Below are 19,063 nucleotides of genomic sequence, written 5' to 3' on the forward strand. Positions count from 1 at the left end.
CTCTCAGCCCGGCTCACACCTCGAACGGCTGGACCACGATGAAGTTGCCCGGCCCGCCCCTGAACTGAAGGCTGTACGACTCCGCGGCGTGCCCCGCGTAGGCGGAGCGCCGGATCCGCACCGGCGCCGTGGTGATCACCTGTGCTCCGCGCGACCAGGCGACCAGTGCGTGGACGTCGGCGTACGTCTCCGGCCCGGGGGTGACCGGAAGCACCACCGGGATGCCGTTGGTCTTCACCACGACCGTGCCGTGACCGCTGAACTGGAGCGTGTAGAAGCCCCCGTTCGGCAGGCCCTCGCCCTCGATCCGGCGGACCTCGTGCTCCAGGTGCGCGTCGAAGGCCAGCACCCGGTCGGAGCTGACACAGATCGCGTCGCCCTCCAGCCGCACCGTGTGGAGGTGACTCGCCTCGTCGGCCAGGAACACCTGGCCCTCGCCGGTCACCCGCATCAGCTTCAGCGTCTGCCCGGTGAGGTTGCCCGTCAGCTTGCGCAGCACCCCGGAGCTCTCGTGGGCGAACTCGGCCCGGCCCTGGTAGGCCACCATGCTGCCGTGCAGGGCGAGGACGTCCTGCCCCTTGGTGAGGGTGTAGCGGACGAGGTGGTCGTTCTGCTGCACCCAGCCGCTCTGCTCGGGGACCTCGGCGTACTTCACCAGGCTGATCCGGACTCCCGGCCGCGCGGGCGGCTCCGGCGGCACGCCCGGCGGGGGCGGGGGCGGCAGCCGGACGGCCGCGGCCTCACCGGCGGGCGCCGGCACGACGGGCACCTGAACGGTCGGCGCGGGCACGACGGGTGACTGAACGGTGGGCGCCGGCGCGACGGGCGACTGAACGGTCGGCACCGGCACGACGGGTTCCTGAGCCGCCGGTGCCTGGGCCGCCTCCGGCCCGTCCTCGATCGCCTCGCCGCCGAAGTTCTCCAGCAGCGCCCGCAGGCCTCCGTCGAAGCCCTGGCCGACCGGGGTGAAGCGCCACTCCCCGTTCCGCCGGTAGACGTCCGCCAGCATCACCGCACGCTCGGTGCTGAACTCCGCTCCGGTGAACGAGTAGCGGCCGACCTCCACGCCGTCCGCGACCAGCCGGACGTACCCGGAGGCCACCTGTGCCATGCGCCCGTCGCCGTCGATGGTCGCCGTCAGGCTCAGCCGGTGGATGGCCGGCGGGACGTCCGGCAGCACCACCCGGAACGCCTCGGTGTCACCGGACTGCGCGCCCAGCAGGCGGATCGAGCCCTCGGGGCTGGCGGGCTGGTTGAAGAAGACGAAGTAGCGGTCGTCGCTGAGCCGTTCCTCGGCGTCCAGCCCGAAGCAGCTGATGTCGAACACCAGGCCCGGCGCGCTCAGGTACACCCCGAGATAGAGGTCGGTCCCCGGTGTCAGGTCGGCTATGCGCACGCGCGAGGCCTTGACGAGTTCCCTGGTCATAGCGCCGAACCGGCCCTCCCCCTGGCTGTGACGGGCGTGGTCCTGGCGACCCTACCCCACCCCGTTCGGACGAACCAGAAAGGCGGACGGTTGCCGTTGACCAGGCGTTCCGGTGTGTCCGGTGCCCGCAGCCGGTCCGGCCGCGGAAGGCTGACGGGATGAACGCGATCCTGCACGCCCTGTCGATCACCGGCTCGATGACCTGGGAGATCACCTGGGCCCTGATTCTGGGCTTCGTCCTGTCGGCCGGCGTCCAGGCCGTGGCGCGCAGGTCCACGATCGTCTCGGTGCTCGGCGACGACCGCCCCCGGACACTCGCCCGCGCCGCCGGGCTGGGGGCGGCCTCCTCGTCCTGCTCCTACGCCGCTGTCGCGCTGGCCCGGTCCCTGTTCCGCAAGGGCGCCGACTTCACCGCGGCCATGGCGTTCGAGATCGCCTCCACCAACCTGGTCGTCGAACTCGGCATCATCCTGGCACTGCTGATGGGCTGGCAGTTCACCGCCGCCGAGTTCGTCGGCGGCCCCGTCATGATCGCGGTGCTGGCGGTGCTGTTCCGACGGTTCCTCCCCGAGCACCTGCTGCGCGAGGCCCGCCACCAGGCCGGGAAGGGGCGGGCCGGCTCCATGGAGGGCCACGCGGCGATGGACATGTCGGTGCAGCGCGAGGGATCGTTCGCCGCGCGGCTCTTCTCCCGTGAGGGCTACACCTCGGTCTCCCACGTGTTCGTCATGGAGTGGGCCGCGATCCTCCGGGACCTGGTCCTCGGGCTGCTGATCGCCGGGGCGATCGCCGCGTGGGTCCCGGACTCGTTCTGGCACTCCTTCTTCTTCGCCGGACACCCGGTCGCCGCCAAGCTGTGGGGCCCGCTGATCGGCCCGGTGGTGGCGATGCTGTCCTTCGTCTGCTCGATCGGCAACGTCCCGCTCGCCGTGGTGCTCTGGACCGGGGGAATCAGCTTCGGCGGCGTCGTCTCCTTCATCTTCGCCGACCTGTTGATCCTGCCGATCCTCAACATCTACCGGAAGTACTACGGCCGCAGGACGGCGGTCTTCCTCCTCGTCACCTTCTACGTCGCCATGGTCGTCGCCGGCTACGTCGTCGAGCTCGTCTTCGGCGCGCTCGGCCTCGTCCCGGACCCCGCCACCGCGAAGGTGCCGACCGAAGGCGTCTCCTGGAACTACACCACCTTTCTCAACATCCTCTTCCTCGCCCTGGCCGCCGCCCTGGTGATCCGGTTCCTGCGCACCGGCGGCCGCGCCATGCTCCCGATGATGGGCGGGTCTCCCGGCTCCCGGCACGAGGACCCCGGCACCCGGCCCTGAGCCCGGCCCTGCCCCGGGCGGCGGCCGGCCCTGCCCCGGCCCTGTCCCCGGGCGGACCCCGGCCCTGAGCCCGGCGCGCCTCCACGCGGCGGCCGGCGACGCTCCCGGGCGGTTCGTGCCGTCACCGGGGCGGAGGCGGCGAGGTCGTACGGGCGCCCGGGCGGCGCGCGCCGGGGTACGGAGTCACTCGAAGCCCAGCGGCCCGATGCCGAGGTCCTCGCGCATCAGGCCGCGCATCCGGGCCATGGCGGTGCGGCGCTGGGCGATCAGCGGCGCGTCCTCGACGGAGCCGACGCCCACCCCGCGGGCGTAGGCGTCACGGAGCCGGCGCAGGCTGAGGAAGGCCTCGTTGCCCGCCGTGACGACCGGCGTCGGCCCGACGAGCCAGAGCCGCTCGCTCGCCGTGTACAGACCGGTGCTGCGGAAGGCCTCCCGCACGGCCGCGTCCCGCGCCGCCTCGGACCGGTGGTCGCCGAGGGCCACGGCCCGGATCTCCTCACCCGCCGCCTTGAGCGCGGAGACGAACTCCGTGTACGCCTCGCGCCGCACGTCCAGCGCGTGCCGGGCCTGCTCGCGCCGCCAGCGGGTGCGGTCGGCGATCAGGGTGGCGGCGATTCCGATACCGGCGCCGGTGAGCGTGGAGAGCAGGGGCATCCAGTCCATGCGCCGCAGCCTGGCCAACCGGGCCGGCCCGCGCCAGTGGATTTTCGGCTCTCCTCCGGCCGGACCGCTGCGCCGGCGCGCTCAGACCGGGGGCCGGAGCGTGCCCGAGCGGACGACCTCGGCGTACCAGCGGGCGCTGTCCTTGGGGGTGCGCCGCTGGGAGGCGAAGTCGACGTGGACCATGCCGAACCGCTTGCCGTAGCCGTACGCCCACTCGAAGTTGTCGAGGAGGGACCAGAGGAAGTAGCCCCGCACGGGCACGCCGGCGGCGATCGCACGGTGGACGGCGGTGAGGTGGGCGTGCAGGTAGGCGATCCGCTCGGGGTCGTGGACGGCGCCCGACGGGTCGCTGTAGTCGTCGTAGGCGGCGCCGTTCTCGGTGACCAGCAGGGGCAGACCGGGCAGTTCGTCGCGCAGCCGGGTGAGCAGTTCGTACAGGCCCTCGGCGTCCACCGGCCAGCCCATCGCGGTGCGTTCGCCCTCGGCGGGCAGGAAGCGGATGCCGTGGTCGGCCGGCCAGGCGGAGCGTTCGCCGCCGCCGTGGCCGTCCTGGCGGGGGGCCGGGCCGGCCGGGTCGTCGGCGGCGACCACGGTCGGGGTGTAGTAGTTGATGCCGAGGGAGTCCAGCGGGCGGGAGATCTCCGCGAGGTCGCCGTCCCGGACGAAGGACCAGTCGGTGACGTGCGCGGTGTCGGCGAGCACGTCGGCCGGGTACCGGCCGTGGAAGACCGGGTCGAGGAAGATCCGGTTGGCCAGGCCGTCGATCCGCCGGGCCGCTTCCCGGTCGGCCGGGTCGTCGGTGAGCGGGCGGACGGCGGCCAGGTTGAGGGTGAGCGAAACCCTCGCCGTGGGCGGGAGTTCGGCCCGCAGGGCGCCGACGGCCAGGCCGTGGGCGAGCAGCAGGTGGTGGTGGGCGGTGAGGGCCGCGGCCGGGTCGGCGCGCCCCGGGGCGTGGACGCCGCTGCCGTAGCCGAGGAAGGCGCTGCACCAGGGCTCGTTGAGCGTCGTCCAGGTGGCGATGCGGTCACCCAGGCGGCCGGCGGCCAGCGCGGCGTACTCGGCGAAGCGGTCGGCGGTGATCCGGGCCGTCCAGCCGCCCGCGTCCTCCAACTCCTGTGGGAGGTCCCAGTGGTAGAGCGTCGCGACCGGCGCGATGCCGTGGGCGAGCAGCTCGTCCACCAGCCGGTCGTAGAAGTCGAGGCCGGCCTTGTTGGCCGAACCGCTGCCACCGGGCCGGATGCGCGGCCAGGAGAGCGAGAACCGGTAGGCGGGCAGGCCGAGTTCGGCCATCAGTGCGACGTCGTCGCGGTAGCGGTGGTAGTGGTCGGTTGCGATGTCACCGGTGTCACCGTTGCGGACCCTTCCGGGCGTCCGGCTGAAGGTGTCCCAGATGGACGGGGTCCGGCCGTCCTCGTCGGCCGCGCCCTCGATCTGGTACGCGGCGGTGGCCGCGCCCCAGAGGAAGTCGGCGGGGAACGCGAGGGGCGGGGCTTGGTCGGTCATGTCGCCTTCCGGGGTCGCTGGTTCGCAGCTGCGGGTCGCCATTACTGGCTCGCGGTTGGTGGTTCGCGGTACTGGCTCGCGGTTGGTGGTTCGCGGTACTGGTTCAGGGTCGCTGGTTCGCGGTACTGGTTCAGGGTCGCTGGTTCGGGCGCTTACTGGTTCGGACGCTTGCTGCTCCTGGGTCGCTAGTGCACGCTTGCTGGCCCGGAGTCGCTGGTGCGCGCTCACCGGCTCGGGGGCGGACGCGGGCTCAGCCCTTGACGGCGCCCTGCATGATGCCGCCGACGATCTGGCGGCCCAGCAGGCCGAAGACGAGCAACACGGGGAGCGTGCCGATCAGGGTGCCGGCCAGGACGATCGACTGGTCGGGTACGTACCCCTGGCCGAGCGACTTCAACGCCACCTGCACGGTCGGGTTCTGGGAGCTGAGGGCGACGACCGGCCAGAAGAAGTCGTTCCAGGTGGCCATGAAGGTCAGCATGCCCAGCACCGCCATACCGGGCCGGGCCACCGGCAGCACGATCGAGCGGAAGATCCGCAGCAGCGAGGCGCCGTCGACGCGCCCGGCCTCGACGAGCTCGTCCGGCAGCGCCTGGACCAGGTACTGCCGCATGAAGAACACCCCGAAGGCCGAGACCAGCGAGGGCAGGATCACCGAGGGCAGGGTGTTCTGCAGGTCGAGCCGGACGATCAGCATGAAGAGCGGGATCACGCCGAGCTGCGGCGGGATCATCATCGTGGCGACGGTGACGCCCAGCAGCAGCCCGCGGCCGCGGAACCGCAGCTTGGCGAAGGCGAAGCCCGCCAGCGTGGAGGAGAGCACCACCCCGGCCGTGACGGTGGCCGACACGATCAGCGAGTTCAGCAGCGCCTCGCCGATCGCCGCCTGCTGGAGGGCCTCGCCGATGTTGTGCAGCAGGTTCGGTCCGGGGGTCAACGCCGGTGTGGCCGAGCTGAGTTCGGCGTTAGACCGGCTGGCGGCCACCAGCGTCCAGTAGAACGGGAAGGCGAACACCACGGTCGCGGCGATCAGCACCGCGTAGGCGAGCGGGCCGCCGTGCAGCGGCGAACGGGGGGCCGGCCGAAGCCGGGAGGCGGACCGCGGACGCAGGGCCGGCCGCAGTCGGGGGGTCGGTCGCAGTCGGGGGGTCGGTCGCAGTCGGGGGGTCGGTCGCAGTCGGGGGGTCGGTCGCAGGAGCGTCACGGGATCACCGGTCCGTACGGTTGCGCCGGGCGGCGACGGCCGCGTTCAGCAGGGCGAGTACGACGATCAGCAGGAACATCACCCAGGCGACGGCGGCCGCCCGGCCCAGGTGGAAGAAGCTCCAGCCCTGCTCGTACAGGTAGAGGCCGAGGGTCTGGTACTGGTGGGAGATCCCGCCGCGCGAGTTGCCCTCGTAGAGCAGCGGTTCGCCGAACAGCTGGGTGGCACCGATGGTGGAGACCACCACGGTGAAGACGATCGTCGGGCGCAGGCCGGGGACGGTGACGTGCCGGAACTGCTGCCACCGGGAGGCGCCGTCCACCGCGGCCGACTCGTACAGCTCGCCGGGGATGGCCTGCATGCCGGCCAGGTAGATGAGCGCGTTGTAGCCGGTCCACCGCCAGGTGACGATGGCCGAGACGCCGAACTGCGAGGCCCAGGTGCCGGCCTGCCAGTCCACCGGGGAGAGCCCGACCTGGCCGAGCACCCAGTTGATCAGGCCGTAGTCACGCCCGAAGAGCTGGGCGAAGACCAGGGTGGCGGCGGCCACCGAGGTCGCGTACGGCAGCAGCATCGCCACCCGGAAGAAGGTGCGGCCGCGCAGCCGGTAGTTGAGCAGGTGCGCCAGGCCGAGGGCCATCAGCAGCTGCGGGACGGTGGAGAGCACGCCGATGGTGAAGGTGTTGCGCAGCGCGTTCCAGAAGAACGGGTCGGCCAGCAGGCGGGAGTAGTTCTGCAGGCCCAGCCAGTCCATCCGGTCGGCGCTCTGCAACTCGACGCGGTGCAGCGAGACGTACGCCGTGTAGAGGAGGGGGAAGAGTCCGAAGGCGGCGAAGAGGCCGAAGAACGGGGCGAGGAAGCCGTACGGCGCGAGCCGGCCGGCGCGACGGGTGCGGGCCTTCGCCGGCCCGGTGGCGGGCAGGCGGGCGGAGGAGACGGTGGCCATGGGCGGTGTCTTCGTGGTGGATTCGTCGGGACTGTCCGTCAGCTTCCGTCGGCCTTGCGGATGTTGTCGATCGCGTGCTTCCAGGCGGAGTCCGGTGCGGTGCCGGTCCGCTCGACCTCGCCGAGGGCGTCGGTGAAGGCCTTGCCGATCACGCCGTCGTCCACGCCGAGCACCTGGGCCGGCATGGCGGCCGCCGACTCGCTGAAGATCCGGCCGATCGGCGCGTTGCCGAAGTAGGGGTCGGTCACGTCCTTGATCGCGGCCTGCGCGCCGACGGAGGAGGGGAAGGAGCCCTGCTTGGTGAACAGGGTGGTCTGCTGCTCCTTGGCGGTCAGCCACTTGATCAGGTCGGCGGCCTCCTTCGGGTGTTTGGCCGTCCTCGGCACGGCCAGGTACGAACCGCCCCAGTTGCCGGTCCGGCCGGGGCCGGGGGCGACGTCCCACGTCCCCGAACCGGCTTCCCCCGCCTGGCCCTTGATGTAGCCGAGCATCCAGGCGGGGCAGCTCAGGGTGGCGAACCTGCCGGTGCTGAAGGCCTTGTTCCACTCCGGGCTCCACTGCGGCAGCTTCGCGGACAGGCCGTCCGCGACGAGCCGGCCGGCGTCGGCCCAGGCGGTCTTCACGGCCTGGCTGGTCTCGAAGACCGGCTTTCCGCTCTCGTCGGCGTAGCGGACCTTCTGCTGGCCGACCTCGGCGGTGAACACGCCGGCGGCGCTGTCGGTCCAGACGTTGCCGGGCGCGGCCTTGGCGACGTACTGCCTGCCGAGGTCGAGGTAGCCCTGCCAGGTCGACCACCGGGCGGCCAGTTCGGTGCGGTCGGTGGGCAGGCCGGCGGCCTTGAACAGGTCGGTGCGGAAGCAGATCGCCTCCGGCCCGATGTCAGTGCCGGCGCCGAGCACCCGGCCGTCCGCGGTCTTCACTGCGGCGCCCTTCCACGGCACCAGCTCGTCGTTGACCGCGCCGAGGCCGAGGGTCTTCAGGTCGGTGAACTTGTCGGCCTGCTTCTGCAGCACGCTCGCCACCCGGCCCACCTCCAGGCCCTGGATGTCCGCGAGCCCGCCGCCACCCGCCAGCTTGGTCTGCAGGGCCTGCCAGTACTGGCCCTCGTCCTGGGTGTCGGTCTGCTTGACGGTGATCTCGGGGTGCAGCTTCATGTACTCGTCGTAGAGGCCGCTCTCCTTGAAGCCGAAGGTGCCGAAGAGGTCGACGGTGATGGTCACCTTGCCGCCGGCGGCGTCGGAGGAGCCGGTGGATCCGTCGGAACCGTTGCAGGCTGTCAGCAGGAGGGCGGCGGCGAGGACGGTGCTGCCGAGGGCGGCGGTGGAGCGGCGCATGAGGTCTCCCTGGCGGGGCGGGTGGGCTTCGTGGCGACGGCGGGGCGGGTGGGCGGCGTGCGTACGACGGGCGCGGTCTCGTGCACGGTGACGGCGGACCGACGGGCGGCCTGGCGGGCGACGGCGTGACCTGAGAGCGCTCTCAGGCGCTGAGAGGAGCGTGCCGCGCACCGGCGCGGCGGTCAAGAGGCCGAAACCTGAACGTAATCTCCGCGCCGCCGCCAAGCTGGCCTTCAGAAGGTGAAGGCCGCCCGAAACCGGCTGGCCAGCCCTGACCACCAGCAGGTGGTGGGCGCTCCTCTCGTCGGCCGGCGCCTGCGCTGAGGGGGTCACCGTTCAACCGGCGCCTTGTTGCGTACGCGACGGGCCGCGCTGCACTCCTCGCCCCGCCACGACCAGCGGAGGCATGCGCTCGCCGGGACTTTGAAACGGCCCTGACGGATCACCGTGTCACGGCAAGCGGATTTGCGTGCGCATGATCTGGACCTGGTACGGGTCGTAGAGGGACAACAGATAGCAGAGATCCAGGATGCCCAACTGCGGATCCCACGTCGTGTAGTTCTCCAGTGGATACGGCCCGTACGGATAACTCGTCGGCCCGGCCAAGAGCGCCAGATCGGCGGGCCTGCCCGGGTCGAAGAGCGGTACATCGGTGGCGGTACCCAGGTCGGTGATCCGTTCGGCGAACCGGGCATGAACGGGCCTTCGCGCGACGGAGGGATTCTGCTCCGACGGCGGTTGCGCCTGCGTGTACGTCAGCATCCATCGTCGCGCCCCGGGCAGCCAGAGAAGACCGGTTTCCGTGTAGTACCCAGGGGGATTCGGGCTCCCCTGGTAGGTGTAGTCGAAGAGGTTCTTCTGGAACACCGAGACATGCGGGGTCCATTGCCGCGATTCGGGGTCGAAGTACAGGAGATCCTGCAGCCGCGGCGACGCGCCGACGGGCAGGTGCCAGCACGCGAGCACGAAGCCACCCTGGTGATACGGCAGCCAGCTGAAGCGGTGGCTGATGATCACCGCCGCTCGACCCGAGAAGGCTATGCCGGGCGCGGACGGCGGCGCCGGCAGGTCGGTGTGGTCGGCGGCGTTCACGACGTAGGGCGTCGCACCGCCGACGGCATTTTCGTGCCGTGTGAACACCATGCACTGACACTGCGAGCAGTAGCGCCACCCGCCATCCTCGCTCTGCTCGTCGGCGTTCGCGTCACTCGTGAAACCCATCGAGTACGACGGGCTGTCGGCCAGGTCGTGCGTGCCACCGGGCGCGGGGCACCGGTCCTTCGATGCGTACCCGTTGTAGACCAACGCCAGGCACTTGGCGCAGCGACGCCAATTCGACTGGGAGTCGCCGGTGTCGGACGATCCCTCGAACACGGCGAAGGATTCGTCGTACGGACTGTGTCCGGCGGGACTTCCGAAGCAGAGCCCCGCGTTTCCCGCAACGATCTCGAAGAGACCCTCACACCGTTTGCAGCGCCGCCAGACGGCTGACGCCCCGGCGGCCGCGCGTGAAACGCGGAAGTAGAAACCGAGAGGGCTGTGGCTGCGGACGGTGCCGTCCGGCAGCACGCATGTGCCGATCCGGGGACTGAACAGGTAGTGGGTTGTCAGCGGTGCCGACTGATCGGGCGTGGCGGTCGAGAGCAGATAGGTGCCGAACTGCGGGTTCCCCGGCCGGATCCGCCCTGAATACTTGGGATGGGCGACGCCGACAAAGACGTGAACCCGGTCGTTCCAGACGAATGCGCCACCAGGCCGCTCATAGGACTTCAGGGTGCCGACCAGCGGCTCACCCTGGAAGGGGTAGAACTGCCCGCCCTCCTTCGACCCGCTCTCAAGCAGGGGAGTCAGCCTCAGACCGCCGCCCGGAGCGGAGGGGCAGGCGCCTTTGTGTACATATCCGTCGAAGAAGAGCCCCTGACAGTAGGCGCAGTACCTCCAGTCCTTCTGACCGGTCGAGGGCGCCGGTCCCTGAACATCGTTGGGCAGGAGGAAGGTCCAGCCCATCGGCTGGTGGGGCCCGCCCGCCGGGCAGCTGCCCGTCTCGACGAAGCCCGGCGCGAAGCAGAGACCATTGCACTTGCCGCAGTAGTGCCAATCCGACTGCCCGTCGTCGGCGGTGGCCCCCTCCTCGACATTGGGGAGGTAGAACTCGTCGCCGGCGACCTGGTGAAGGGCATTGTCGTAGGTGCACCTGCCGGCGCCGCCGGCTCCGTCCGGGCAGAAGAACAGCGAGAAGCATTTAACGCAGTACCGCCAGTTCGGCTGCTGCGTACTCGCCGGGCCGCCCTGCTGGTTGCCGTTGGGGAGGTAGAACATCCAGCCGATCGCGGCATGCCCACCGTGTGTATGGACGTGCGGTTCGCTCGTCCACGCGATGAGGTCGAGGTTGAGCCTCCCCTCGTCCCACGGAGAGGGATTGACGTCGCCGAAGTAGATGTACGTCCGCCCGCCGAACACGACGTTCACGCCTTCGTCGGTGCCGAGCACACCCCACCGCGTCGTGTCCTGCAACGGTGGTGGATTCTGGTCTGCGGGGCCCGTGAGCGGTCCGATGCGAGTGGTGCTCAGCCAAGTCGGCATTCCATCTCCCTGTAACCGGCCTCGAAAGGAGATTCGCCGGAGAGGAGGTCACCGAGTCCGGCGGGCACGTCCCGCCCTACCCTGTCCTTCTGTCCGTGCCTCAAGGATCGGCGCACGCCGCCCCTGCCGCCACCCGGTACGTCGACGAGCCGCTCCGGGGAGGCGCGGGACAAACCCCGGATGCACTTGTCCGCCAACCAGGACGTGCGCATGCGAAGAGTGACGCAGGTGTGCCGGATTACTGCGTGGTCTTCGTCCGCCCCGGCCGGAACACCAAGGGCCGTCCGGCGGTGGAGTGGCCTGCCCCTGCTTCCGCCGCTGCGGCGCCATCAGCCGGGCGTCACACCGCGTGTCCGGGCCCGAGCGGCCCTTGTGCGGCTTGCCGGCGCGCTCCGGCCTCGCATCGTTGATCACGATTTGACGGATGCATCCTGGAGGTGTGGGTCAAAGAGGCACCCGGCGCCCACCACGGTGGATTGCCGTATCCCACCCTCGTCAGGCTCGACCAGCTGGCGACGGGTCGGCGGCAGGGACTGGTGGGGGAAAGGACGGTTTCAACGATTCGGGAGGTCCGAGGCCAGGCCGCAGGAGTCGTGTCCGTGGGGATCGTGCCCCAGAGATCGGAACGGAACATGAGCCTTCTTGAAATCGCCGCGACACCCCGCATTGGCCCTGTCCTGCTGAACGAGCACCTACCAGGCGTCCCCACCCGCATAGCCGAAGCGGCGGAAAAGGTGACGCGTGTAAGCGAACTTAAATGGTCGGCACCTTCCGCCGCCGCGGCCGCAGCCTGGTTACTGCGTGCCGGACACGCCGCATCCGTCGATGACGACGAGACGGACCTGCCAGCAGGCATGGCCCGGAAAAAGGACGGCTATGTCGGCGCCTTCCGGGGACAGCATGCCAGGTATACGGAAGTGACCGCGTCGCAATGCAGGTCCGGAGTCGACCGTCGCCGGGAGCGGAGGGCCGCCGATTGGTTCAGCCACGCCCTGAACGCGATGTATGACCTCGGCTCCTTCACCATGGTCCTGCCATTCCCCAGGATGATGCTCATCAGCCCAATAGACTACAGCGTGGCTCCGCAGCACTACGGAATCAGGACCATGCTCACCGACTGGTCGTTCGATCCGCTGGTTGCCGTCTTCTTCGCCGCGGACAAGTTGCAGGCTGGCGAAACGGGCGTGGTCCTTTGGCAGCGCTGCGACTACAGCGCTGGTGAGCCTGACGACACCTATTTCCCGCCGTCACTTGTCAAGCGCCTCTGGATCCAGCGAGGGCTGTTCAGACACCACCCGTGCGAGGAGGAGGCGACGGAGATTGCCCGGTATCTGCCGTACGTCATGGAACGGTACCCGGTCTCCTCCTATCCCCGGGTCGAATTCGTGGTCACACCGGAAGACGTCACGGCGATCGCCGCCCTGAGGTTTCTCTGGCTCGGGGAACGCACCGACCCTCTTCACCCGATCGTTCAGTGGGCCATTTGTGCGGCTGACGAGCCGCCGCCTGTCGGCTACGTCAATCCCGGATACCTCCAGGAAGACGCCGGCCGCAAAGGACTGCCGCCGATTCCCCTGCCGAACCACCCGCTTCGCGAGAACCTCACGATCACCGCCGACTACGCAGACAGTATGGCGGCACAGGCGAGCGCAGGGGCGCTCCAGTACGGTCAGGGTCCGTTGTACGCATTCTGGCGGTCCACATATACATCTCTGAACGCCCTCACAGTGCTGAGTAGAGCCATCACCTCCGAGCTGCGCTCGCTGGACGAACGGCACGGCCCGTCGTCGAGCCTCGCGGACGCCGCCGAGACGGGCCCGGGCGTGGCAGCGCTGACCAGCGCGGCACGATCCGACGCGCGGGTGCGTCTCCTCGCCGCGTCATCACCGGGGCGGAACGCAGACTCACGCTGGCAGCTGCTTCGCCTCGACGGGGTGCCCCCGATCTCGTTCTCCGAGTCTGAACAGGCAGCCACGACAACGCGGGCGGAGCGGAGAGCCCGGGCGGTCTCGCGCTTGATCGGGGCATCGCGGTAGCCTGTGGCGCCTCCTCGTGCGGCCTGGACCCCCTGGAGCACGATCGCGTCAGCCTGGACCCGGAAGCGGGTTCCGGCGCCGGGCCAGGCCGACCGGGCCGGGCTCAGGCCGAGGCCCGCCGGACCAGGCGGGTCGGGGTGATCACCGAGGTCGGACCGCCGGACCGCAGACCGGTCGCGGGCACCCGGTCCGGGCCGGTCACGTCGAGGCGGCGCAGCAGCAGGCGGGCCATCAGCCGGCCCATCTCCTCGATGTCCTGGCGCACCGTGGTGAGCGGCGGCTCGGTCCAGGCGGCGATCGACTCGACGTCGTCGAAGCCGACCACGGCGACGTCCTCGGGCACCCGGCGCCCCGCCTCGCGCAGGACGCGCAGCGCGCCCGAGGCCATCGCGTCGGAGGCCGCGAACACGGCGTCCAGATCGGGCCGGCGGGCCAGCAGTTCGGCCATCGCGCGGCCGCCGCCGTCGGGGGTGAAGTCGCCCTCGGCGACGAGCGCCGGGTCGCCGTCGGGCAGCACGTCGCGGTAGCCGTCCAGGCGATCGAGGGCGGAGGTCTGGTCGAGCGGGCCGGTGATGGTGGCGATGGTGCCGCGCCCGAGCGAGCGGAGGTGGCCGACGGCGAGCCGGGCGCCGCCTCGGTTGTCGCTGTCCACGTACACGAGTTGGCGGTCGGACTCGGCGCCCGGCCAGCCCGGGCGGCCGCCCACCACGAAGGGCAGGCCGACCTTGCGCGCCATCTGTGGCAGCGGGTCCGGCTGGTGGAGCGAGAACAGCAGTGCGCCGTCCACGTGGCCGCCGGCCAGGTACCGGCCCACCCGCTCGTAGTCGTACTGGTCCTCGACCATCATCAGCACCATCTGGTTGTCGGCGGCTGACAGTTCGCGGCCGATGCCGCGCAGGTGCTGGGCGAAGAACGGGTCGGAGAAGAGCCGGCTGCCGGGCTCGGCCACCACGACGGCGACGGCGTGGTTGCGCCGGGTCACCAGGGTGCGGGCGGCCAGGTTGGGGAGGTAGCCGAGCTCCTCGACCGCGCGCTGGACCTTCTCCCGCAGCGCCTCGCGGACCCCCGCTCCCCCGTTCACCACCCGCGACGCCGTGGCGCGGGAGACCCCCGCCCGCTCGGCGACCGACTCCAGCGTCGGACGTGGCGCGGCCGGGTCGGCCTCGGCCGTGGGACGCGGCGTCTGCTCCGGCACCGTGGGCTCCTCTCGCTCGCGGACGGCCTGCCCCTGAGCCTAGTACGACGGTCGGACTTCCTGACCTGACATGGGGTTATGTGCCGAGTGCGCAGCGGCGGCGCCGAGTGGACCGGGCCGGTTCCCCGGTCCTCGTTCAGGTGGGCTGGAAGAAGGCGAGCATCTTCCGGCCGGCGCCCGGCGACGCCAGGACCTCCTGGACGTGCGCGGACTGCCGGCCGGCGGCACTGGTCCGTTCGAACATCTCGCGTTCGAATTCCCTGACGGCGGCGGGAAGATCGTCCGGGTCCGCGGCCAGCGCGAGGCCGAGCAGGGCGCCGTCGAGCATGGCCATGTTGGCACCCTGCCCCACCGGTGGCATCAGGTGCGCGGCGTCCCCGAGCAGCGTGACACCGGGTGTCGACGGCCAGGTCAGGCCGACCGGGAGGGTGGTGATCTGCCGTGGCAGGACCGTGTCGTCGCAGGCCGCGATCAGCGCGGTGACCCGTGGGTCCCAGCCGGCGAACAGGTCGGTGAGCCGCAGCCGGGCGGCGGCCGGGTCGTGGAACGGGATCCCGCTGGTGGCGAGCCAGTCCTCGGCGGTGTTGTAGAAGCTGAGGTAGATGCGCACGCGGCCGTCGCCGTTGCGCTGCGCCGAGAGGGACTGTCCGTCGCCCAGCACCCAGTAGTTGCCGCGCCCCACCATCGCCGCGAGGCCGGGGTGGGTTCGGTCGATGTCGGGGATGCCCAGCTCGACGACGTTCTGGCCGGTGTGTGCCGGCTGGGCGTCGGTGAGCAGCGCGCGGACCCGGGAGTGCGCGCCGTCGGCGCCGACCAGCAGGTCGTAGGTCGCGCTGCCGCCGTCGGCGAAGTGCAGGTGCCCGTCGTCGGCGGATTCGAAGGCGTGCCCCCAGCGCACCGTGTGTTCGGGGAGGGAGTCCAGCAGCAGGTTGCGCAGATCGGCGCGGTCGACCTCGGGTCGGTCGAGCGGGGCGTCGTCGGGTGTGTCCTCCTGGAGCAGCAGGGTGCCGTCCGGTTCGAGAAGGCGCAGGTCCTGGCCTTGGCGACGGGCGATCGCGTGGAACCGGTCGATCAGGCCCGCCTCGCGCAGCGCCTGCTGCCCGGTCCCGGCGTGCAGGTCGAGCATGCCGCCCTGACCGCGCGCGGCGCGTGATGGTTCACGTTCGTACACGACGGCGTCGACGCCGTTCACGTGCAGCACGCGGGCGAGGACCAGGCCGCCCAGGCCGGCTCCGACGATGGCAATGTTCACGGCTACCCCGATTCACCGTATCGGTCGATACACTGTATCAAGCGATGTCACTGTAACACCCGGGCGATGTATTGTCGGCGGCATGTTGGTGTGGGAGCGGCCGGAGCCGTCGGATCGACCGGTGCCTGCCCCGCTGAGCCGGGAGCGGATCGTCGGAGCGGCGATCCGGCTGGCCGACGCGGACGGCCTGGCCGCGGTGTCGCTGCGCAAGGTCGCCGCCGTACTGGACGTCGGACCGATGCGGCTGTACGGCTACATCGCCACCAAGGAGGAGCTGCTCGACCTGATGGTCGATGCGGTGTACGCCGAGATCCGGCCGGCCGGAGACGGCTGGCGGGAGGTGCTGCACTCCCTTGCCGAAGCCACTCGGCGGGCGGCTCACCGGCACGAATGGTTCGCCGATCTGATCGGTGGGCGGCCGCAGCTCGGCCCGCACACGCTGGCCGGCGGGGAGGCGGTGGTGGCCGCGATGGGCGGTGTCGACCTGGACGTCACCGTCCCGGCGATCGCCGCGGTCAACGCGTACGTGGTCGGCGCGGTGCGCCGGGAGATCACCGAGCGGCGCGCCGAGCGGGCCACGGGGATGGACAAGCAGCAGTGGCAGGCCGCCTTCGGGCCGTACCTGGAGCGGACCTTCGCAACGGGCCGGTTCCCCGCGCTGGCCACGGTCGTACGCGACGGCCCCCACCTGGACGCCGACCGGACCTTCCGGACCGGCCTCGACTTCCTCCTCGACGGCATCGAGGCCCGCATCTCGAACTGACGCCCGGCCGGGAGCCCGCACCAACTCCGACCGCCGCACCGGGGGTCTGGGCGAACCGTTGAGATCGCTCCCCGGCCGTCACCTCCCCCACCCGGGCAGGCCGCAGCGGCGGTGGACGGGCGCCGTCCACCGCCGCGCGGCGCCCCGCGTCAGGTGGTGCTGAAGGTGAACCAGTTGACGTTGACGAAGTCGGCCGGCTGGCCGCTGGTGAAGGTCAGGTAGACGTCGTGCTTGCCGGTGACCGCGCTGATGTTGGCCGGCACGGTGGTCCAGCTCTGCCAGCCGCCGGTGTTGGCGACGGCGAACGAGCCGACCGGGGCGCTGGTCCGGCTGTCCAGCCGGACCTCCACCAGTCCGCTGACGCCGCCGGCCGCGCCCGAGGCCACCCGGGCCTTGAACTGCCGGGCCGGGGTGGTGCCGAAGTCCACGCCGGGGTAGAGCGCCCAGTCCCCGTTGGCCAGGGCGGCGAGGTTCTGGCCGCCGCCGGAGTCCGTGGTGGTCTCCAGAGCTGTCCCCGACTGCCCGCTGTAGGCCTCGGCCTGGATGGTGCCGTACGCGCTGCCGGTGCCGCCGGGCGGCGGCGTGGTGGTGGGCGGCGGCGTCGTCGTCGGAGGCTGCGTGGTCGGCGGCGGCGTGCCCGTGCCCCCGGAGCTGTAGACCGCGACGTAGTCCACCAGCATCGGGACGCCGGAGGCGGTGCTCGCCGTCGGCGTGCGGTAGCCCGCCACCGGGTCCGGGAACGCACCGCCCATCGCGACGTTCAGCAGGATGAAGTGCCCGTGCGCGGTGGCCGCGTCCCAACTGGCCGCGTCCATCTGCGCCGAGGTGACGGAGTGGTACTGCACGCCGTCGACGTACCAGCGCAGCTGCTGCGGGCTGACGGTGCGGTCCCACTCCAGCGCGTAGGTGTGGAAGTTGCCCTGGCAGGCGGAGCCCGGGCAGGCGTGCACGGCGCCGAGGCCGGTGGTCTCGTTGCACGGGCCGCCGGGGTTGCCGCCGCAGTGCAGGGTGCCCCAGACCTGGTTGACGCCGTTGACGTTCTCCATCAGGTCGAACTCGCCGATGGACGGCCAGTTCCAGTAGTTGCCGCGGTACGGCGCGCCCAGCGTCCAGAAGGCCGGCCAGTAGCCGGCCGCGGCCGGGCCGGTCACGTTCGGCATCTGGATGCGGGACTCGATCCGCAGCTTGCCCCCGGCCGGCGGTTCGAAGTCGCTGCGCCGGGTCTCGATCCGGCCGGAGGTCCAGTTGCCGTTGGCGTCCCGGATCGGGGTGATGCGCAGGTTCCCGGCGCCGTCCTGGCGGAGGTTGGCGGTGTCGGCGGTGTACGTCTGGACCTCGCCGGTACCCCAGTTGGCGGCGCCGCCGGGGTAGCTCGTCCCGGTGTCGACGATCCAGTCGGCGCCGGAGGGCAGGGTGTTGGCGGCGCCGCCGAAGTCGTCGCTCCAGACGGTGGTCCAGCCGGCGGGGGCGGGCGGGACGGCGGCCGTGGCGGTGGAGCCCAGCAGTGCGGCGCAGAGCGCGGTGGCCGCGCCGGCCGCCGTCAGGACGGTGGCCAGGGCCCGGCGGGGACGCCGTCGGCGGGTGGCGGTGGTGCTGGGCACGGTGGTTCTGGGCACGGTGCTTGCGGACACGGTGGGGCACCTCCGTGGGTGGGCGGACGTGGGGGCTCGGAGCCGGTGGGAGCGACGGATGAGAGCGCTCTCATTCCTCCGATGCGCACCACTGTCCCGCCCCTGAACGACTGCGGTCAAGAGGTGAAGTGGCGAACTTCTGCCCGCGACCGATGAGTTCATGCCTTGAACTGAGTGAGGTCGCCCGCCCTCCGAGTGGGATTGACCGCCTTCCTGGACATGTGTCTATGATTAATGGACACCTGTCCAGAAAGGAGCCCGTCCATGGGCGTCGTGGCAAACACGTTGGTAGCCCTGGTGGCCGCGCTGCACGGATACATCCTGGTGCTGGAGATGTTCCTCTGGGAGCGGGCGCCCGGCCGGGGCCTCTCCGGCTTCGACGCGCAGATGGCGAAGGCCACCGCCCCGTTGGCCGCCAACCAGGGCCTCTACAACGGCTTCCTGGCCGCCGGCCTGGTCTGGGGCCTGGTCGCAGGCGACCCCACGGGCTTCCCCGTCCAGGTGTTCTTCCTGTCCTGCGTGGTGGTGGCGGGCCTGTACGGCGCGGCGACCGCCAACCGCCGGATCCTCGTCGCCCAGGCCCTTCCCGGCGCCCTCGCGCTCGCCGCCGTCCTGGCCGCGCGATGAGCGACGCACGGACCGACCGCACCCGGGCCCGGCTCCGCGCGGCCCTGCTCGCCGAGTGCGCCGAGCGCCCGCTGGCCGAGGTCAGTGTGGCCGCCGTGGTCCGGCGGGCGGCCGTCGGACGGGCCACCTTCTACCTCCACTACGAGGACCTCCAGGCCCTCGCGGTGGACGCCTGCGCCGAGGTCGTCCGGGACGCCGTCGACGCCCTGCACGCCTGGCGCGGCACCCCCGACCCGGCCGCCCCGCCACCCGCCCTGGCCGCCTTCCTCACCGAGGTGGACCGGCACGCGGCGGTCTACCGCTCACTGCTCCTGCCCGGCGGCACCGGTCCGCTGGGCGACCTGCTCCACCGTCAGCTCCGCGAACGCAGCCGCACCGAGCGGCGGTTGGCCGGCGCCCCGCATCCCGACCTGGTCGCCACCGCCGTCGCCGCCACCTTCAGCGCCCTGCTCGCCGACTGGCTCCACGCCCTGGTGCCGGCCACCCCGGACGAGCTCGCGGCCCACAGCTGGCGCCTGCTGATCTCGCTCCACCGCACGCCGTTCACCTGAGGGCCCGCGAGTCCTCGGGCCACCCGG

15 protein-coding genes are annotated in these 19,063 nt (G+C 71.4%); 5 read left to right on the forward strand and 10 right to left on the reverse strand.

What is annotated here, in order from left to right; translation table 11 throughout:
* Window positions 1–13: 13 nt before the first annotated feature.
* Window positions 14–1,426, reverse strand: a complete 1,413-nt coding sequence (locus J5Y04_RS05700; protein WP_209410723.1) for a TerD family protein — start codon at window positions 1,424–1,426, stop codon at window positions 14–16.
* A 158-nt stretch (window positions 1,427–1,584) separates the two neighbouring features.
* On the opposite strand from J5Y04_RS05700, the gene J5Y04_RS05705 reads away from it, so the two are divergent.
* The gene (locus J5Y04_RS05705) at window positions 1,585–2,748 is read left to right on the forward strand and encodes a permease (protein WP_209410724.1); all 1,164 of its coding nucleotides are present in this window, start codon (window positions 1,585–1,587) and stop codon (window positions 2,746–2,748) included.
* Between the two features lie 183 nt (window positions 2,749–2,931).
* On the opposite strand, the gene J5Y04_RS05710 is transcribed toward J5Y04_RS05705, so the two are convergent.
* The 6 genes from J5Y04_RS05710 to J5Y04_RS05735 all read right to left on the reverse strand — a co-directional run bounded on the left by J5Y04_RS05710 (window position 2,932) and on the right by J5Y04_RS05735 (window position 10,912).
* The gene (locus J5Y04_RS05710) at window positions 2,932–3,411 is read right to left on the reverse strand and encodes a hypothetical protein (protein ID WP_245204359.1); all 480 of its coding nucleotides are present in this window, start codon (window positions 3,409–3,411) and stop codon (window positions 2,932–2,934) included.
* 81 nt (window positions 3,412–3,492) lie between these two features.
* On the reverse strand, window positions 3,493–4,914 hold the full coding sequence (locus J5Y04_RS05715; protein ID WP_245204360.1) for a GH1 family beta-glucosidase: 1,422 nt from the start codon (window positions 4,912–4,914) through the stop codon (window positions 3,493–3,495).
* Window positions 4,915–5,164: 250 nt separating this feature from the next.
* Window positions 5,165–6,025, reverse strand: coding sequence for a carbohydrate ABC transporter permease (locus J5Y04_RS05720; RefSeq protein WP_209411070.1), 861 nt, complete (start codon window positions 6,023–6,025; stop codon window positions 5,165–5,167).
* 97 nt (window positions 6,026–6,122) lie between these two features.
* Window positions 6,123–7,064: a carbohydrate ABC transporter permease gene (locus J5Y04_RS05725; protein ID WP_148640539.1), complete on the reverse strand. Its 942-nt coding sequence runs from the start codon at window positions 7,062–7,064 to the stop codon at window positions 6,123–6,125.
* A gap of 38 nt (window positions 7,065–7,102) precedes the next feature.
* A complete protein-coding gene (locus J5Y04_RS05730; protein ID WP_209410726.1) occupies window positions 7,103–8,398 on the reverse strand; it encodes an extracellular solute-binding protein in 1,296 nt (431 codons plus the stop codon).
* 450 nt (window positions 8,399–8,848) lie between these two features.
* Window positions 8,849–10,912, reverse strand: coding sequence for a hypothetical protein (locus J5Y04_RS05735; protein WP_209410727.1), 2,064 nt, complete (start codon window positions 10,910–10,912; stop codon window positions 8,849–8,851).
* A gap of 701 nt (window positions 10,913–11,613) precedes the next feature.
* Between J5Y04_RS05735 and J5Y04_RS05740 the strand changes: the two genes are divergently transcribed.
* The gene (locus J5Y04_RS05740) at window positions 11,614–13,017 is read left to right on the forward strand and encodes an FRG domain-containing protein (RefSeq protein ID WP_209410728.1); all 1,404 of its coding nucleotides are present in this window, start codon (window positions 11,614–11,616) and stop codon (window positions 13,015–13,017) included.
* A gap of 103 nt (window positions 13,018–13,120) precedes the next feature.
* Here J5Y04_RS05740 and J5Y04_RS05745 read toward each other — a convergent pair whose 3' ends face one another.
* Window positions 13,121–14,212 (reverse strand): LacI family DNA-binding transcriptional regulator, encoded by a 1,092-nt coding sequence (locus J5Y04_RS05745; protein WP_209410729.1) that lies wholly within the window; start codon window positions 14,210–14,212, stop codon window positions 13,121–13,123.
* 136 nt (window positions 14,213–14,348) lie between these two features.
* A complete protein-coding gene (locus J5Y04_RS05750) occupies window positions 14,349–15,464 on the reverse strand; it encodes an NAD(P)/FAD-dependent oxidoreductase (RefSeq protein ID WP_209410730.1) in 1,116 nt (371 codons plus the stop codon).
* An 82-nt stretch (window positions 15,465–15,546) separates the two neighbouring features.
* On the opposite strand from J5Y04_RS05750, the gene J5Y04_RS05755 reads away from it, so the two are divergent.
* Window positions 15,547–16,227 carry a TetR/AcrR family transcriptional regulator gene (locus J5Y04_RS05755; RefSeq protein WP_209410731.1) on the forward strand — a complete coding sequence of 227 codons (681 nt, stop codon included), beginning with the start codon at window positions 15,547–15,549 and terminating at the stop codon, window positions 16,225–16,227.
* Window positions 16,228–16,376: 149 nt separating this feature from the next.
* On the opposite strand, the gene J5Y04_RS05760 is transcribed toward J5Y04_RS05755, so the two are convergent.
* The gene (locus J5Y04_RS05760; RefSeq protein WP_374105951.1) at window positions 16,377–17,858 is read right to left on the reverse strand and encodes a glycoside hydrolase family 16 protein; all 1,482 of its coding nucleotides are present in this window, start codon (window positions 17,856–17,858) and stop codon (window positions 16,377–16,379) included.
* A 264-nt stretch (window positions 17,859–18,122) separates the two neighbouring features.
* On the opposite strand from J5Y04_RS05760, the gene J5Y04_RS05765 reads away from it, so the two are divergent.
* Both J5Y04_RS05765 and J5Y04_RS05770 read left to right on the forward strand, forming a co-directional pair.
* Window positions 18,123–18,485 carry a DUF1304 domain-containing protein gene (locus J5Y04_RS05765; protein WP_209410732.1) on the forward strand — a complete coding sequence of 121 codons (363 nt, stop codon included), beginning with the start codon at window positions 18,123–18,125 and terminating at the stop codon, window positions 18,483–18,485.
* The gene (locus J5Y04_RS05770; protein WP_209410733.1) at window positions 18,482–19,036 is read left to right on the forward strand and encodes a TetR family transcriptional regulator; all 555 of its coding nucleotides are present in this window, start codon (window positions 18,482–18,484) and stop codon (window positions 19,034–19,036) included. The genes J5Y04_RS05765 and J5Y04_RS05770 overlap by 4 nt, the downstream gene beginning before the upstream one ends.
* Window positions 19,037–19,063 lie beyond the last annotated feature (27 nt).

The organism is Kitasatospora sp. RG8, assembly GCF_017813315.1.
GTDB lineage: Bacteria > Actinomycetota > Actinomycetes > Streptomycetales > Streptomycetaceae > Kitasatospora.